General features: G+C 60.4%; 17 protein-coding genes and 1 pseudogene. 7 read left to right on the forward strand and 11 right to left on the reverse strand.

Annotated elements, in window-relative coordinates:
- Window positions 1–553, forward strand: a 553-nt coding sequence (locus BN1800_RS24005; protein WP_143534072.1) for an MBL fold metallo-hydrolase, incomplete at its 5' end; no start/stop codon positions are given.
- A gap of 372 nt (window positions 554–925) precedes the next feature.
- Complete coding sequence (locus BN1800_RS24010; RefSeq protein ID WP_087001463.1) at window positions 926–1,969, forward strand: alpha/beta fold hydrolase; 1,044 nt, start codon at window positions 926–928, stop codon at window positions 1,967–1,969.
- Between the two features lie 148 nt (window positions 1,970–2,117).
- On the opposite strand, the gene BN1800_RS24015 is transcribed toward BN1800_RS24010, so the two are convergent.
- On the reverse strand, window positions 2,118–2,867 hold the full coding sequence (locus BN1800_RS24015; protein ID WP_087001464.1) for an SDR family NAD(P)-dependent oxidoreductase: 750 nt from the start codon (window positions 2,865–2,867) through the stop codon (window positions 2,118–2,120).
- Between the two features lie 95 nt (window positions 2,868–2,962).
- On the opposite strand from BN1800_RS24015, the gene BN1800_RS24020 reads away from it, so the two are divergent.
- On the forward strand, window positions 2,963–3,859 hold the full coding sequence (locus BN1800_RS24020; RefSeq protein WP_087001465.1) for a LysR family transcriptional regulator: 897 nt from the start codon (window positions 2,963–2,965) through the stop codon (window positions 3,857–3,859).
- Between the two features lie 23 nt (window positions 3,860–3,882).
- Here BN1800_RS24020 and BN1800_RS24025 read toward each other — a convergent pair whose 3' ends face one another.
- The 7 genes from BN1800_RS24025 to BN1800_RS24055 form a co-directional block, all read right to left on the reverse strand.
- A complete protein-coding gene (locus BN1800_RS24025) occupies window positions 3,883–4,245 on the reverse strand; it encodes a response regulator (RefSeq protein ID WP_027513238.1) in 363 nt (120 codons plus the stop codon).
- 3 nt (window positions 4,246–4,248) lie between these two features.
- Window positions 4,249–4,413 (reverse strand): hypothetical protein, encoded by a 165-nt coding sequence (locus tag BN1800_RS41520; protein ID WP_156915367.1) that lies wholly within the window; start codon window positions 4,411–4,413, stop codon window positions 4,249–4,251.
- Window positions 4,414–4,493: 80 nt separating this feature from the next.
- Complete coding sequence (locus BN1800_RS24035) at window positions 4,494–8,222, reverse strand: MASE1 domain-containing protein (protein ID WP_087001467.1); 3,729 nt, start codon at window positions 8,220–8,222, stop codon at window positions 4,494–4,496.
- A 285-nt stretch (window positions 8,223–8,507) separates the two neighbouring features.
- Complete coding sequence (locus tag BN1800_RS24040; RefSeq protein WP_027513236.1) at window positions 8,508–9,998, reverse strand: cyclic nucleotide-binding domain-containing protein; 1,491 nt, start codon at window positions 9,996–9,998, stop codon at window positions 8,508–8,510.
- A 158-nt stretch (window positions 9,999–10,156) separates the two neighbouring features.
- A complete protein-coding gene (locus BN1800_RS24045) occupies window positions 10,157–10,564 on the reverse strand; it encodes a cupin domain-containing protein (protein ID WP_087001502.1) in 408 nt (135 codons plus the stop codon).
- A gap of 75 nt (window positions 10,565–10,639) precedes the next feature.
- A complete protein-coding gene (locus BN1800_RS24050) occupies window positions 10,640–11,395 on the reverse strand; it encodes an SDR family oxidoreductase (RefSeq protein ID WP_087001468.1) in 756 nt (251 codons plus the stop codon).
- 78 nt (window positions 11,396–11,473) lie between these two features.
- On the reverse strand, window positions 11,474–12,247 hold the full coding sequence (locus BN1800_RS24055; RefSeq protein WP_087001469.1) for an alpha/beta fold hydrolase: 774 nt from the start codon (window positions 12,245–12,247) through the stop codon (window positions 11,474–11,476).
- A 287-nt stretch (window positions 12,248–12,534) separates the two neighbouring features.
- Between BN1800_RS24055 and BN1800_RS44020 the strand changes: the two are divergent.
- Window positions 12,535–12,638 (forward strand): annotated as a pseudogene (locus BN1800_RS44020) (lipase); the annotation flags it as partial.
- A 206-nt stretch (window positions 12,639–12,844) separates the two neighbouring features.
- Here the strand turns inward: BN1800_RS44020 and BN1800_RS24060 are convergent.
- Window positions 12,845–13,495 carry a response regulator transcription factor gene (locus tag BN1800_RS24060; protein WP_037143803.1) on the reverse strand — a complete coding sequence of 217 codons (651 nt, stop codon included), beginning with the start codon at window positions 13,493–13,495 and terminating at the stop codon, window positions 12,845–12,847.
- 302 nt (window positions 13,496–13,797) lie between these two features.
- On the opposite strand from BN1800_RS24060, the gene BN1800_RS44025 reads away from it, so the two are divergent.
- From BN1800_RS44025 to BN1800_RS24080, 3 genes are all read left to right on the forward strand, one after another.
- Window positions 13,798–13,995: a TetR/AcrR family transcriptional regulator C-terminal domain-containing protein gene (locus BN1800_RS44025; RefSeq protein ID WP_087001470.1), complete on the forward strand. Its 198-nt coding sequence runs from the start codon at window positions 13,798–13,800 to the stop codon at window positions 13,993–13,995.
- 320 nt (window positions 13,996–14,315) lie between these two features.
- Window positions 14,316–14,696 (forward strand): VOC family protein, encoded by a 381-nt coding sequence (locus tag BN1800_RS24075; RefSeq protein WP_087001471.1) that lies wholly within the window; start codon window positions 14,316–14,318, stop codon window positions 14,694–14,696.
- 199 nt (window positions 14,697–14,895) lie between these two features.
- Window positions 14,896–15,114 carry a hypothetical protein gene (locus tag BN1800_RS24080; protein WP_027513226.1) on the forward strand — a complete coding sequence of 73 codons (219 nt, stop codon included), beginning with the start codon at window positions 14,896–14,898 and terminating at the stop codon, window positions 15,112–15,114.
- 29 nt (window positions 15,115–15,143) lie between these two features.
- On the opposite strand, the gene BN1800_RS24085 is transcribed toward BN1800_RS24080, so the two are convergent.
- Window positions 15,144–15,809, reverse strand: coding sequence for a DUF2161 domain-containing phosphodiesterase (locus BN1800_RS24085; protein WP_087001503.1), 666 nt, complete (start codon window positions 15,807–15,809; stop codon window positions 15,144–15,146).
- 106 nt (window positions 15,810–15,915) lie between these two features.
- A complete protein-coding gene (locus BN1800_RS24090) occupies window positions 15,916–16,827 on the reverse strand; it encodes an agmatinase (protein ID WP_087001472.1) in 912 nt (303 codons plus the stop codon).
- Window positions 16,828–16,911: the final 84 nt, after the last annotated feature.

Below are 16,911 nucleotides of genomic sequence, written 5' to 3' on the forward strand. Positions count from 1 at the left end.
GGTGCTGACCCACATGCACATGGACCACGTTGGCGGGCTGCTCGTCGACGGGGTGAAGGAACGGCTGAATCCGGACCTGCGGATCCATGTGGCCGCTGCCGAGGTCAAATTCTGGGAGTCGCCCGATTTCTCGCGCGTCTCGATGCCGGCGGGCTTCCCGGACGCGCTTCGGGCGGCCGCCAAGCGGTTCAGCAAAGAGTACCAGAGCCAGCTGCGGTTGTTCGAGGATGAGCACGAGGTGGCGCCGGGCGTCGTCGTCTCTCGGACCGGCGGCCACACCCCCGGGCACAGCGTGGTCCGCGTGGCCTCAGGCAACGACCGGCTGATGTTTGCCGGCGACGCCGTGTTCGCGGTCGGCTTCGATCACCCCGACTGGCACAACGGTTTCGAACATGACCCCGAGGAGGCCGCCCGCGTTCGGGTCCGGCTTTTGCAGGAGCTGGCAGCGAGCGGCGAACTGCTGGTGGCAACTCATATGCCGTTTCCCTCTGTTGGCCACGTCGCAGTCGACGGCAACGCCTTTCGTTGGGTACCGGTCTTCTGGGACTACTGATCGTCATTGGGTTAAGCCGGATACACGTCTGCCATCGCTTGCCGAATCAGCGGTTTACGGCATCGTCATATCCTTGCTGCGGCGAAAAATGCGGTAGCCGAGCGTGCCACAGATCCGGCTCATCTAGCGAGGTCCGGGATAGCCCGGACCTCGCCTCAAGGTGGCCGCGTGCATCCCTCAGACTGCCAATCACGGTCGATTTGGCCGGATTGGCCGATGGTACCGTGGGCGATATACCGTCGTATGACCGATACCTTCGTTCAGTAGCGACCGTCCGTCTACCGTCTCAAACTCCTGGCGTCCAGTACTGGCATTGAGACCCCTGCCTCTGAGGCAGCGCGGCACAAGCACCCACTTTCGGAGAACGTAGTCATGGAAAACATTGAACTTGCGAACCTGACACGCCGGTCCCTCGGCGGCGTCGCCCTCGGGCTGATGGCAACAGGAATACCCGGAAAGAGCGCCCGAGCGGCTCAGGGCACCGAAGAAGCGAAAGCTGGCCAAACGCAGGGCGCGACATTGGAGGCCAGCGAGCGCATTGACGCCGGCGATCTTAACGTCGCCTACGCCGATCTCGGGCCTTCTGACGGGTCACCCGTTCTTCTGCTGCACGGCTGGCCGTACGACATCAACAGCTTCGCCGAGGTCGCGCCACTGTTGGCAGATCATGGTCATCGGGTAATCGTTCCATATCTGCGCGGATACGGAGCAACCACGTTCCTATCCGACAAGACGAAGCGCAATGGGCAGCAGTCGGCGCTCGCGCTCGACGCCGTGAAGCTGATGGACGCCCTCAAGATCGAGAAGGCGACCATCGCCGGCTTCGACTGGGGAGCCAGGACTGCCGACATCGTCGCGGCTCTCTGGCCGGATCGATGCAAGGCGCTCGTATCCGTCAGCGGTTATCTGATCGGCAGCCAGAGCGCGGGCAAGAAACCCCTGCCGCCGTCGGCCGAGCTTCAATGGTGGTACCAGTACTATTTCGCCACCGATCGCGGCCGCGAAGGCTACCAGAAATACACCAACGACTTCGCCAAGCTGATCTGGCGGCTGGCTTCGCCTCGCTGGACGTTCGATGACGCCACATTCGACCGGAGCGCAGCGGCCTTTTCCAATCCAGACCATGTGGAGATCGTCGTACACAACTACCGCTGGCGTCTCGGCCTGGCCCAAGGCGAGAAGCGCTTCGACAAGTATGAGGCCAAGCTTGCCGACGCCCCCGACATCGAGGTCCCGGCGATCACGCTGGAAGGCGATGCCAATGGCGCTCCTCACCCCGACCCCAAAGCGTATGCGGGAAAATTCAAGGCAAAGTACGCGCATCGGCTGGTTTCGGGCGGAATCGGCCATAACCTTCCACAAGAGGCACCCGAGGCGTTTGCCAAGGCCGTAATCGACGCCGAAACGTGGGCGTAGGCGATCAAAGCCATCAACGCGCAGCAACTCAGAAGACAGCCGTCACCGCATGAAGTCTTTCGGCCGACCCTTTCGGCGCAGATGCGACGCACCGGATAGCTTGGTGCGTCGCGCAAATCGCGCTTTCCCGCGAACTCACATCGGTCCTTCAAGCCAAAGTCATGCCGCCATCGACATGCAGTTCGATACCGTTGACGAAACTTCCCGCCTCGGAGGCGAGGAAGAGAACGGCGCGCGCCAGTTCTTCCGGCTGTCCCAAGCGGCCCGCCGGGATAAGCGAAGCCATGTGATGTTCGAATGCCGGGCGATCAGCTTCCAAAACTCCAAGTTTTCCGAGAATAGCGGTATCGACCGGTCCCGGGCTCAAAATATTGACGCGGATCCTTCGGTGCTTGAACTCGATCGCCCAGTTCTTCGCGAACGCGGTGACAGCAGCTTTCGAGCCGGCATAGACGGTGTGATCCGGCAGAACCTTGGTTGCTGCCAGCGAGCTCGTGACGATGATGCTGCCGCCATCGCGGATCACCGGCTCGATCGTTTGCACGCCGAAGAACACGCCGCGCGTATTAATGGCGAAATGCCGGTCATAGTCTTCCGGCGTCACATTGCCGGAAGCAGTGAGACTGATGATCGCGGCATTGGCTATATAGATGTCGAGGCCGCCAAAGCGGTTCTTCACCGTCTCGGCAAGCGTTCGATGGTGTTCGATGTCGGCGACATCACCAACGACACCGACAGCGCCATGGCCGATTTCGTTCACCGCTTGATCGACGACGTCCTGGCGCCGGCCGGTGATGACGACCTGCGCCCCTTCTCGCGCGAACAGGCGCGCAGTTGCCTTGCCGATGCCGCTGTTACCGCCCGTGATGACGGCGACCTTGTCTTTCAGATGCTGCATTGCTTATCTCCGTTTCCGTTGAGGTTGAGATAAACCCGCTCGCCTCGCGCCATTAGAATGCAGTCAGGCACATGATTTGTGCCGCGGAGATGCAAATGCCAAATCTGCTGAGTGAGACGTCGGGACTGATGGCTTTTGTTCGGACTGTGGAGGCCGGCTCCTTCAGCGCGGCTGCACGCGACCTGAACACAACGCCATCTGCGGTCTCGAAGAGCGTGGCGCGGCTGGAAAAGAAAATCGGAACACGGCTCTTCCTGCGCTCCACCCGCGCCCTAATGCTCACGCAGGACGGCCAGATTTTCTTCGAACGCGTTGCGCCGCTCTTGCGAGATCTGGATTCGAGCGACGAGGCGATCAGGTCGCAGGCTGCCCCATCCGGGCGCCTGCGCATCAGCATGCCCGGCGAGCTGGCGCCCTTGCTGCTACCCCGGCTGTTTACCAGCTTTGCGGCCGCCTATCCGGACCTGCATCTGGATATCGGACTGACGGACCGGTTCGTGGATCTGATCAGGGAGGATTACGACGTCGTGTTGCGCGTCGGTGATCCCACACAAGGGGACCTCATTGTTCGGCATCTGTTAGATCTGCCGATGGCAGTGGTTGCCTCCCCGCGTTTCCTTGAGACCTGGGGCAGTCCAAAGTCGGCGGAAGCTCTGGCAAGCCTGCCCTTCGCTCGATTTGCAATGGGCGGCATACCAACGTCCGTGCGTTTGGCCGATGGAACCACCTTCATCCCCTCCGGGCGCGTCAATTGCGATTCAGGAACGGCACTGATCCAGGCGGCGCTGAGCGGACTCGGCGCGGCATATCTTCTGCGATGCCTGGTGGCCGGCGAACTGAAAGACGGGACACTGGTCGATCTCGCACCAGAGATCGCGCTTCCCAAGCTTCCCTTCAATGCCCTGCATGCCTTCGGACGCACCGCCCCCTTGCGCGTGAGGCTGCTCTGCGACTTCATGGCCACCGAAGCGAAGGCCATCACAGGGATGTGAAAGCTAGACAGGTCCGGCCCGTCTCAATCGCGTAAGGCGTCTCCGATGGCCGCAAGTAGTACCCGGCCATCGAAAGGCTTGCGGAAAAATCCGCTAATGCCTTGGGCACGGCCCTGATCCGCTATCTCGTGGCGGCCAGTGATCAAGAACACGGGCAGTTCCGGATGTGCCTCCCTCACCAGATCACGAAGTTCAAAGCCGTCCATGCCCGGCATTCCAATGTCGGTGATGAGCACATCCACGCCCGACAGTCCGCTAGCAAGGAGCGATCCCGCCGACGAGAAGCTGCGGGCCACGTAGCCCGCGGACTCCAGAAGTTCTTCCAGCGACTCAAGTACCCGTGGGTCATCATCAACAATCGCCACGACAGTTTTTTCTTCGCTCATACTCTACTCCATCTCGCCCGGCGCGAGCGAGTTATAGATATTTCCACCGCCACTCTCTCCTGCATAACGTTCCTTCTGTCGATTTGCTGCATGACCCCGCAGCTCTGCGGCAACGAATTCGTCCAAAACGCTGCCCACCACCAACGGCGGCCCCTGTTTGCGCATCATGGCGGGCGCGCTCCGATCTTGTTTCTCGATTTCGAACGACTGACTGCCCCGTGGCCGGGCGCCTCCGAATGCGCCCATCGTCATCCATTCTGGATCCGCATTGACGATATGTCGTCATGGAGACTGTTCACTTCAGCCGGCAACGTGAAGATGAACTTCGCGCCATACGGTTGGTTTTTCTCCGTCCATAACTGTCCACCGTGTGCCTCGACAATTGAACGGCAGATCGCCAACCCCATACCCATCCCTTGCTCTTTCGTCGTAAAGAACGGCTCGAATATTCTGTCGGGAAATTGGACGCCCCGGCCGGAGTCGCTGATCTCGATCCGAACCACGTCCAGAACTTGGTTTACACGTATCCGAAGAATCCTGTCATTCGGAACAGTAGCCATCGCATCCATGCCGTTGCGGATGAGATTGATCAGAACCTGTTGAATCTGGACACGATCGAACGCGACAAGCCGAAGCGCGCGCTCGATCGCTATATCCATGCGGACGCGGCGACGTGATGCCTCCTCTGCCAGGAGATCGCGCGCCTCGGCGATCACACCGTCGAGCGTCGTACAATCCCTCGTGTCTGCGGATTGCTTGAACAAGGCGCGGATGCGACTGACAACATCGGCGGCGGAGTTTGCGCTATGAATGATCCGCTCCACCGTTTTCTGTGCCCGCTCGATATTCGGCGGTTCAGCCGTAAGCCAACGCTGGCAGGCGCTCGAATAGTTCATCACGGCCGACAGCGGTTGATTGACCTCATGGGCGATGGATGCCGAGAGCTCGGCAAGACTCGCCGCCTGGTTCGCGCGTGCGAGACTCTCTTGCGTTAGAAGCAACTTTTCCTGCGCTCGAACCTCACCGTCGATGTCCAGGCAGATGACATTCCACTGCACGATGGCGCCCTCGGCGTTTCGCATCGGGGCGGCGCGCGTCTCGACCCAGCGATATTCTCCATCGAACCGCCGCAGACGATGCCTCTGCGCATACGGCTCGCCGGTGGACAACGAATGGGCGTACTGCTCCTTAACTCCCGCGATGTCGTCGGGATGAACACCGGCATCCAGTGCGCCGGCTAACCGGGATTTTCCCTTGCTGTCCAATTCTTCAAGCTCGTACCCGAGGAATTCGCGCAACTGCTGGCTGCGATAGACCGGCTCGCCATCCGGTGCGACACAATCGATCAAGGCCGGCAGCGTTTCAACCAGCTCCCAGAGAAAGCGTTCTCTCTCGCGCAGCGCCTCCTCGGCATGCACTTGATCTTCGATGTCGTGACAGAGGCCGTACCACTGGAGGATACGTCCGCTCTCATCCCGCAGCGGCTCCGCGCGGCTCGACATCCAGCGATAAATCCCATCCGCACGACGCAGGCGATAGTTAAGGGAAAAGGCCTCACCTGTAGCGAATGAGTGGTTGAGCGCCTCCGCCAGCCGGGTTGCATCATCGGGATGGACGAGAGCCGCAATGGCCGCAGCTAGCCCGCTTGATCCCGGCCTATCGTAATCCCCTACGTCCAAACCGAAGAATTCGATCATGCGTTTGCTGAAGAAGACCGGTTCGCCCTCCGGGCTTAATCGCCAGAGAAGGCTCGGAACCATGTCGACGAGCTGCGAGAACTCCCGCTCCCGGTTACGCAATGCCTTCTCTGCCTTCTTGCGCTCTGTGATATCGATAAAGCCGACCAGACTCTTGTCGGCGACAGCGCCGGGACGGGCGGTGGTGAACAGGACGTCGATGACGCTGCCGTCCATTCGCGCCACCTGGGTCTCTTCCCGGAAGACCTCCTCGCCGCGATAACGCGCCTCAATCGAGCGGCGTATGGTGGAAATGCTCGGCTGCCAGTAGCGGGTAATTGGCAGGTGCATCTCCTCCGCATTTTTCGCGCCGAACATCTCGATGATATGTTGGTTGACCTCTTCAACCTCCAGAGCTTCCAGTGCGCGCGGCAGGAATTCGGGGTGCTCGTCAATGTACGTTTGGAGTTCCGTCACTCCCTTTGCACGCAACTCCTTGAACAAGGGAACCAGTTTGCTGGCGTCCACCTGCGTGAGCCCGATCGGCATATAGTGGAAGAGGTCACGGTAGCGGCGCTCGCTTTGCTGCAAGGCCTCCTGAGCGGTCACCAGGTCATCTATATCGAGGCAGACGCCATACCATTGCACGATCCGGCCGTCCGGGTCGCGCAGCGGGTCCGCACGCCCCTCTGTCCAGCGATAGGTTCCATCTGACCGCTGCTGGCGATACTTCATTGCGAAGGTGGTACCCGTCTCGAACGAGCGCGTCAGCGCTTGCCCCACCGCCTGCCTGTCTTCGGGATGGACATCGGCCAGGGACCGCGACGCGTCCGGCGCGGTCAAGTCTTCCAGGGTGACGCCGACCGTATCCATGAGCCGTTTGTTGATGTAGGACGGCGTTCCTTCAGGCGTCGCGCTCCAGATCAGAGCGGGCACGGCGTCGATGAGCTGCCGAAGCTGCCGCTCGCTTTGGCGCAATGCTTCCTGTGCGCGCACCTCGTCGTCGATGTCGATGGAAATTGCGTACCATTGCACAATCACGCCGCCTTCATCCCGCAACGGCTCCCCGCGGCCATCAACCCAGCGGTATGCGCCGTCCGCACGACGCATGCGATACTTCATGGCGTAGGGCTCGCCGGTGGCGAGGGAGTGGCGGACTGTCTCGAGCAGGCACGCCGCATCTTCGGGATGGACGAGAGTCTGTATGGCTGCCGCCAGCCGGCTCATGTCTGGCCTATCCAACTGCGCTACGTCGTTCAAACCGAAGAAGTCAAGCAAGCGCTTGTTGAAGAAGGTCGGCTTGCCTTCGGGCGTCAGACGCCTGATCTGGACGGGGACCATATCCACGAGCTGCGAGAGCTCCCGCTCCCGGTCGCGCAATGCCTCCACGCTTTGGCGCAATGTGAGCAGCGCCAGCTGATGCTGCCTGGATATAGCGGCTACGATGAGCGCCGAAAATGCCGAGATGGCTAGAAAAAGCTGCAGCATGATCTGCTTGTGCTTCTGGGACTCGGGATCGCCGGCAAATTGGCTGGCGCCGGATATTGTGAATACCGCCGTGATCAGAGCAAGGAGGGTCAAGGCGACGGCGGCGCCTCGAAACTCAAAGCGCGCCGCGGCCCAAAGAAGAGGCGGCATGATGATGTAGGCGAAGGGCAGGTAACCGCTCAAGGAAAGGGCGGCGACACCAAGAAAGATCAGCCCAAGGACGCAAGCCTCCATCCATCGCGCGGCCGAAAGCTGGGACTTGCCGCGCCAGTTCTGGAACACGACCAGCGCCAGTGGCGCTACGATCAGGATCCCGGTGGCATCCCCGATCCACCATAAAGGCCAAGCCGCCGCGAAAGTTTGCGATTGTATGCCAAACCACGCAAGAGTCGCACTTCCCACCGTCGCGCCAATGGTTGGCGCAACTCCAGCGGCCAGGACGACGAATGCGAGAACTTCCTGCAAGGTTTCCAGCCGAACCGGACGCCTGCAGGTCCGGTTCACGAGCCACGCGCCGACCGCTGCTTCAAGAGCGTTGCCGATATAGATCAGGACGGCCGCGGGCAGCGGACTGTGGAACCACAAGAAATTGCTGAACAGCTCAGCCAGACAGCCCCCCAGCACCCACCATGGCCAGCTGTACCCGGAGGCCAGGACAAGCGTAGCAATGAAAAGCCCGCTCGGAGGCCAAATGGAAATACCTGTTCCAGGTACGATTGCAAGCGACTGAGCAAATCCGCATCCCAATATATAGGCCACAACAAAAAGCCCCAGGTGCAGGAATTGGGGGCGGTGCGACCAGAGGCGCATCATGGGCTGCTCCTGTTGGACAAAGCAGGCCCGGGACGATCAGCGCCTCGTCCGGCACTTGTCCTCAACATCCCGGCTGACCTAATCATACTCAAACTTAATCCCACCACGCTTCATGGTGTTGTGCCTCTCTTCGTGAAACAGGCCCGGCGCTCCTGCGTGAGCAGAGTACCTGGAACCAAGCGACAAAAATACCTGTCCTGAGGAATAGGTTCTCGCGCCTCAAATTGCGCCGACGCGCCGCAGCAACGATCAACTCCCTCAAGAAGCATCCTGGCACAGGAGATGTCAGTTGCGGAAGATCGCCCGTATTGCCTTAAGGAGCGCGCGGGCGCTCCGCTCCTGCCCTGTTGCGGGTAGGGGCAGATGACGGACGTCATCGGCACGGGCGGCGAGCGTTGTAGCTATCTTCTCTGCTATCGCCGGACGGGCCTCGAGCAGCGGCGCGAAGCTCTGCTGATCGATCTCGTAGACAGTGACAGGAGTGAGCGCCTGCAGCGTGCAAACCTCGCCCATTCCCGCAAGCAGGCCCGTCTCGCCGAAGAAGTCTCCGGGCGAAAGACGTCTCTGTTCCTGCTCGTCGTTCCGCATTGCGACGATCCCGGCACGAATAATCATCAGCGAGGGCAGCGTTTGACCCTGATGAGCGATGATCTCACCCTTCTGAAACTCGCGGACCGCACTTGATTGTGCCAGGAGTTCCTTCTCGGACTTCGTCAGGTGTGAGAAAACCGGAATCGCTTCAATGAGGCTAAGCGGCGTGATCTCAGGCGGCCTGGCGCCCTCCTCCGTCGGCAGTTCGTTCATAAACGCGATTGCCGACGGTGGCATCGCCAACAGCAGTCCGGCGGATTTGCATTGGCGATAAAACAGATCGATCACCTCGTTTCGGGCTTGCGTCCGCAGCGACGGGCTCGTCACCCGAAACAGCAGCTCGATTTCCAGGGCGACAGCGTCCACGCCCTTCAGCGCCACCTGTGGAGGCGGCTCCTTGACGATCGAATTGCAGCCGGCCAAAACCGACTGCATAACGTCTTCAATGATGGAGGGCATTCTGGTCGGTGCGACGCGGACGGTCATTCTAAGGAGATGCGTTTCATCGGGTTGGCTGATGTTCGTCAATCCGAGTTTGGCAAGCACGCCGTTGGGCAGAACGACGACATTGTTTGCCACGGTGAGAACGTGTGTCGACCGCCATGTGCTGGCAATGACGCGTCCCTCCGTTCCGTCCGCAAGGAGAATCCAATCGCCCAAAGAGTAGGTGCGCCCGAGCGTGAGGGCGATGCCCGAGAAGACGTCACCGAGGGTGTTTTGGAGCGCCAGACCGAGGACGATAGCAATCACGCCGGATGTAGCAACCAGCGTTCCGATCGGAACGCCGAACACGAAGGCGAGAGCCGATAGCATCACGCACAGATAGACCAGTCCGACGACGATATCCTGCAGAAGGCGGGCTTCGCGCGGCCTTCCTTCAAGAACGAGATAGATGCGGACGAAGCCGATGATGGCCCATGCCAGATGAAGCCACCACAGCAGTTTCGCCACGATGACGAAGATCGCTCGAGTGTCTTCAAATCGATAGTCTTGAAATCGGCCGGGCGAAATATCGCTCTCGATAAGAGCCGCGGTCATCGCGGCAAAGAAGGCGATCTGCACGACCAGCCGGAGGTTCGCACGTCGAGGCGAGAGCAGATACCATACGACTATTCCAGCCAGCCCGAGGAGGATGAGCCAGGCGAGAGGATCGCTCGCGAGTTTATCAAGATGTCCCTGTAGCATGATGACCATCTCTTGGCGTGGGTGGCACGGCCGAAGTGGCACTGTAGGGCCCACGCCGCTTCGACATGACCAGCAAGCGTCAGCTCCGCATAGTTCACGCGCGGCGCGGCAACGTTTCCTTTTGCCTGGCGTTCATGCGCTTTCTCCTTGTGTTGAACTCATTTCTCGTAGGTCGCCAGGTTGGTCTCGTTCGTGTCGAGGACGAACACGGCAAGCAAGCGAGCACGCTCCGTCGTGCTGGCATTTTCGCTGAAGCTGTGGCGGTCACCCGGAAATTCCGACCAGCTCTCGCCGGTCTTATAGGTGACCACCGGCCGGTCATTGACCTGGCTCCGGATCGCCCCTTCGAGAACCGTCGCGTAGATGAAGGCGGAGTTCGGATGCGTATGAGCAGGCGAAGTGCCGCCTGGCTCGTATTCGACGAGTACGCCCTTGATGCTCTTGCCGGGCGCGTTTGGAAGCGGCTGGTCGTAGACGACCTTTACGTTTGCCGCCTCATCATTGGCCATTGCTGCGGTCACGGAAGCGGCGGCTAGCGTCACCGCGTACAGGAATGCCTTGATCATTTTCATCTCCATGTCTGGCCAACGGTTTTCGATCCGACGGATCGGTGAACCGAGAGGATCTTCGTTTGGAACTGACTATTTCTGTTGTGTGGAATGGCTGAGCCATTCTTCGAAGCGGATTGCCCCGAGGCGGGCTCCCTCGTCCGGAACGAGCGTCCGGTCGTCGATCTCCACCTCGAAATAGCGGGCATGCGGATCGACCACGATGTTGCGCGGGTCGTTCGTCGCTTTCAAAAAGCGCGTGACGAATTCGCTGAGAGGTGCCCGCTCCGGACCGGCGATTTCGATCATGCCGTTCAAGGGCTCTGCCAGGGCCACGTCGGCCATGGCATCGGCGACATTATCGGCTGCAATCGGCTGCAGGGCGCCCGGCGACAGTCGAACAGTCGTCCCCGTGGTTCCGGATTGGGCGATGGCGCCCATGAATTCGTAGAACTGCGTGGCGTGAACGATCGTGTAGGGAATTCCGGAGCTCCTGATCAGCTTCTCCTGAGCCATCTTGCCGCGGAAATAGCCCATTTCCTGCAGCCGCTCGGTGCCGACGACGGACAGTGCGACGTGATGACGAACGCCTGCTGCCTTTTCAGCTGCGAAGAGATTACGCCCGGATGTCTCGAAAAACTCCAGAGCGGCCTTTTCCTCGAATGACGGCGAGTTCGCCAGATCGACGACCACTTGCGCGCCGGCAAGAGCCTCGGCCAGACCTTCACCGGTTATGGTGTTGACGCCGGAATTCGGCGATGCGGCCAGGACTTCATGGCCTTTCTTACGCAGCCTCTCCACGGTCTTAGACCCGATCAGCCCGGTTCCACCGATGACGACGATTTTCATGTCGTTTCTCCTGTTTTGCGTTCCGATATTGCGTTGTTAATGGAATGCCGGCCCTTGCGGCCGGCCAGATCCAGATATTCACTTTGCGGATGCGGCTTCCTCGATGAGCGAGGCGACTGCGTCGGGATGTGAAACCATGATCGCGTGGGATGCTCCCTCGACGACCACAGCCTTCACCGCATTCGCGCGCTTCGCCATGAAGCTCATCATAGTCGACGGGATGTTGCGATCCTCCGAACCGTAGACCATGTAGGAAGGAAGCTTCTTCCACGAGGCGACGCCCGAAGGTTCGGCAAGGGCGGCCTGCGTCACGGGCCGCTGGGTCGCCGCCATCAGCTGGGCCTGATCTTCGGAAACGTCTGCGGCGAACTGGAGACGGAACTTATCCGGCTGGATGTAAAGATCCTGGCCCCCATCCGGCAGGGCGATCGTCGCGATCGCGCCCGCCAACGTGCTGCCTGGGAACTTCTGCGAGAGCGTAAGGCTGGATTCGCCGGTCTCCGGCGCAAAGGCGGCGACGTAGACCAGAGCTTTCACATTGGCGTTGCCGTTGGCAGCCTCGGTGATGACCGGCCCGCCATAGGAATGGCCTACCAGCACGACCGGTCCGGAGATCGAACGGACGATGGCGGAGACTGTCGCTGCATCTCCGGCGACGCTGCGAAGCGGATTGGCCGCAGCGATGGCCGTGTAGCCGTTTCGCTTCAATTCGCTAATGACGTCGTTCCAGCTCGAAGACTCCGCGAAAGCCCCGTGCACAAGCACGATCGTCGGCTTCGTTTGCGGATCCGCCGGCTGCCCGAGCGCGCTGCCTGATACGCCAATTACTGCGGCGAGCGCCAGGGCTCTCATGATGTCTCGCACTTGCTTTCTCCCTTGTGGTCGTTGGATCTATGCCGAGGAGAATGCGTCAGTCCGGCGGGCTAGCCTATCGAACGGAAGCGTTGGCCATCCGATGCCGAAGTACAGGTCGGATATACCAGGTGATTGGCAATCTTCATCGAAACGAGCCTGAGGCTGCGATTTTCCGGCACGGGCTGGGTTCGCCGTGCGTGCAGATAGCCGAAGAGCGCCAGGTGTGGGCACATGGCGGCCGGAGCGACAGCCCGCCCAAGTGAGGACGCGCCTAACCGTTGACTGTCGATGAGAACGACGTCCGACGCGACGAAGGTGAAGCCTATGGGCGCAAGCTGGCGTCCGTGTCACTTCGCTCAGGTACAACGGCACGATCAACGATTTCATCGGAACCGCGCGCGGCAACGAGGAAGGGCGGCGCGACCTTTGGGTCTCGACATACTGCCGGATAATGTCCAAAGGAGCGCCGCTACATGACGCGGCGAAATATGACGGGCGACTCGAACAAATAGATGGCCTTCGTTGCTGCTGCGCCCCCCAGGCCGTCTCCCTAGGTCTCGCTGAATCCGCTCAACATTGTAACCATACCAAGGCCTATGGTTGAGGCTTTTCGCGAAGGTCTGCGGGCAGAGCGTCCCAGGCGCGGATGAGCTCCCCCACTGAAATCGTCCGCATCTTGCGCATCACATTGCTACGGTGGAGCTTGACGGTGATCTCGCTGATGCCGAGTTCGAAGGCGATCTGCTTGTTGAGCCGGCCGTGCACGACTTCGCGCAGGACCTGCCGTTCGCGGGGCGTCAGGGTCGCGAACCGCTCGACGTGCTGCTTAACAGTCTGGGCTTGTGCCCGCTGTGCGACATCCCGCTCGATACCGGCTATCACCGCATCGAGCAAAGTCTGGTCGCGAACCGGCTTCGTGAGGAAGTCGATGGCTCCAGCCTTCATCGCTTGCACCGACATGGGAATGTCGCCATGGCCAGTGAGGAAGATGATGGGCTTTGCGTTTCCCCTTGAAGCGAGTTGATGTTGAAGGTCGAGACCACTCGATCCAGGCATGCGAACGTCGAGCACCAAGCAGCCGGGCCGTTCGGGAAACTCCGATTCCAGCAATTCGCGTGGCGAGGCGTAACAGCTGACGTCGAGACCAACGGACAGCATGAGCTCCTGAAGCGACATCCGCACCTCATCGTCGTCATCGACGACCAGCACCAACGGGCGATCCGTATCAGCGGCGGGCGCGGTCATGGGAATACCTCCACGGACAATTGGACGGCGAAACCCGAGCCCCTGAGTGGCGCGGGCTGACCCTAGCCCGATGATACAATTGGCACCAATCTGGCGCGCGGCAAATTGTGCCAAACGGATCAGGTAGATACAATACGCTGCGTAGCGCGGTCAACTGGTAGCATTGGTTTGCGGCACAGGTGCCGTGTGCCTGAACCTCGCGGAGAAGGATTGTTGGCGATCGATAGTAAGAAAGGGCGGGGGAGCGTGCGAAGGAGCGCCGCCACTTCCGTCGCGATTACCTGGGGCTGAGCAGGCTCTTTGTGCGCTTGCAGGAGGACTCACCTATCGTTAGCGGCGATGCAGGATCGCTTGCTCGACAGTTTCACGGCATGATCCTCACGGAACTCCAAATGGGACGTCTTCTCTTCAATCAGCCGATGCCAACTGACGCACAGTTGTCCAAACACGTCGATAACGCGATCGATATCCTGATGTTCGGTATTGAAAAGGTTAAGTAATTAGGTGCGAGATTATCATTCGCCGGCGGCGGTTATGCCGCTGTCGATTTAGGCCGAAAAGACTCCGTCCAGAGGGTGAGGCGGGCGAACAGGTTGGAGATTTGGCGATACGTACCGATCGGGCCAATATAGGTCCGTTCGCGCGTTTCTACAAACGTCTCCTCGACGGCGGCAAAAGTCGATCGCGCCATCGCTGCGTTCTTAAGGTGGTCATTTCGGGTGTGTTGAACATCCGCGTCACCTCGTCAGTCTTCTGGACGATTTTCGGCAAATGCGTCTATTCTCTGGACATGAATTGAACGACCGATGGAGGGACTGACATGCACTATTCCCGCCTGTGTGCTTTGCTGATCGATTGTAAGATGCCTGACGTCGATGCCGCCGCTGGCTTTTGGGCCGAGGCACTGGGTCGCCCAGTAGACCTCAACCACCCGGGTAGCCGCGACAGCTACCGAATGCTGGCGACGCCGCCCGATGAACCCATCGTGCAAATCCAGCAGGTGGACCACGAGAGCCGTGTCCATATAGACATTGAGACCGATGACATTCCCGCGGAAGTCGCGCGCCTTGAGAAGCTTGGAGCAAAAGTCGTGAACCGGCTGGATCGCTGGGTGGTGATGCAAGCCCCCACTGGCCAACGCTTCTGCGTCGTGCGTGTACAGCGCCCTGGTTTTCCGAAGAATGCCAATCTCTGGGATTAGGGCGACACCCGATCTTTCCCGTTCCTTGGGCATCATCTCAAGATGGGGTGACCATAGCCGAGTCGCCTTTCAATGCGGCGACAGGCTCTTTTCGGGAAACCGACTGTGTGCGTCCCTCGCCTTGAACGGAAGCGAACCGCAGAGGGCGTCGGACACGCGCTCCACGCGGCGGCGATTGAGATTGGCAAGGTTCGGATGAATGTCCGACGCGATCCGTGCCCTGATCGACCGCATCGCGCTCACGCCCGGCCCGAAGCGCGGCGAGATCGCCGCGACGCTGCATGGCGACCTCGGCACTATCCTCGAATGGGCGGGCCAAAAACAGAACACTCCCGGCCGGGCTGGCGCAGGAGTGTCGGTATCAGTGGTTGCGGGGGCAGGATTTGATCCCACAGTCTTAAGCGGACTCGAACGATAGACTATGTTTTCGATTCGGGGGCATAAGGCCTATTGTTGAGTGAAAGTAAGGCCGGGTTGGCTATTGATCGGCCTGCAGTCCGGCTGCGGCCATCGCTGGAGTGCTTCCCGTCCAGCGTCTGTCAAGCCGTAGACGCCTCTGTCGAGCCGTTCGAACCAGCCGTAGACATTCGAAAGCAAAATCTTCCCGGCATCCGGTACGCTGGATCTGATTTCACGCACGCGCAACGGTCCTGACGCCAGTGCTGCTGCGCAGCCGAGTGTCTGCTGGCGGTACGCCGTCATAACTGGCGCGCGTGTGCTCCCACCTAGTGCTGGATCACCGCGCCGTCTCTGGTGTTCGCGCATGAGCTTCGAACGCCGTTTCGGATTGCTTCGCGGCATCGGCGATACTGAACCGACAATAATGCCGATGCCGAGCCTGCGGCATAGGTCACGGTACCGTTTGTCGGCCTCCCGTCCTTTGCCCTTGGCTGAAACCCTGGCGGCGATCCATACCTCATCTGAAACGGCAGCCCGGTCGACGGCCTGCAGTATGAGCTCCAGATTGAAGCTCAGTTTTAACTCGCAGATTACGACAACAGGCGGATCGTCAATACTGAGGCCGACAATGTCGCAGCCGCCAACTTCGCCCTTGACGATATAACCTGCCTTCTCGAGAAAGCCTTTGACGGGCAAGTAAAGCGAAGTTTCCATATGCCGGCAGACCGAAGCAGCGATTCGTTCCATACGAATACATCGATCCGCCCGTGCGGGATAGCGCATCGATATTCAGGGTTAGCGCTGCGACAGGAACCCGATTTCAAATCTGCCGGACAATGGCGCCGATCGCGTTGACGAAAAGGTGCGCGGCGATGAGCGCCGACAGGCCGTCGATATCGGCGGGAGGATAGAGCTCGACAAGGTCGAATCCTGCGATCCTGGCGCGCCTGCCAAGGCCTGCGATCAGGTCGATCACCTGCGTGTAGGTGAGGCCGCCGGGCGTACGCGCCGCCACGCCCGGCATGATGCTGGGATCGAGGCCGTCGCAATCAAGAGTGACCACGACCCGCGCTCCTTCCGGAATATGCCGGAGAGCGGCTTCGACGCCTTGGGCGTGAATCTCGCGGGCCGTCACGAAGCGGCTGCCATAATGCCGCGCCGCTTCGATGTCGGCAACGCGCGCGCTGCCGACGCTACGCAGACCGACTTGCACGATTCCAACGACATGCGGCATCTCGCTCGCCCGGCGCATCGGGCTCGAATAGCCGCAGCGTTCGCCATGCAACTCGTCGCGCCAGTCGATATGGGCGTCGATCTGCAGGATCCAGACCGGCCCGTGATCTGCAAAGCCGGCGAGGAAGGGAATGGGCACGGAATCGTCGCCACCGAGGAGGATCGGTACGGCCGGCAATGTCAGGACCTCGCGCGTTTTCGCCTCGATCCGGGCCTGGTTGCCGGCATTGTCATGCATGGTGGTCGGCATATCGCCGGCGTCGATGCAGCAGGCCGGCTTGCCGTCGAACAGCGGGCCGGCGAGATCGAAATCCCAGTGGTCGACGAGCGCGGCATCGTCCTGGCTCGCCGCGCGAATGGCGTCGGCGGCCAAGGCGTAGCCGCTGCTGTCCTTGCCGCGATAGGTGCTGCCGTGACCGGCTCCGAAGATCACGGCACGCGGCCTGCGGCCATCGGCGAGGCGATCGGGAAAGCCGAGAAAAGGAGGCGAGATGGTCATTTCTTGATGGTCTCGATGATGGTCTAGCTGAAACGTCGGTGTTGAGGGCGCAGGAAACTCACGGTCCGAACGGCCGTCCGGCTG

Origin of the sequence: Rhizobium sullae (assembly GCF_900169785.1) — a bacterium.
Lineage (GTDB): Bacteria > Pseudomonadota > Alphaproteobacteria > Rhizobiales > Rhizobiaceae > Rhizobium > Rhizobium sullae.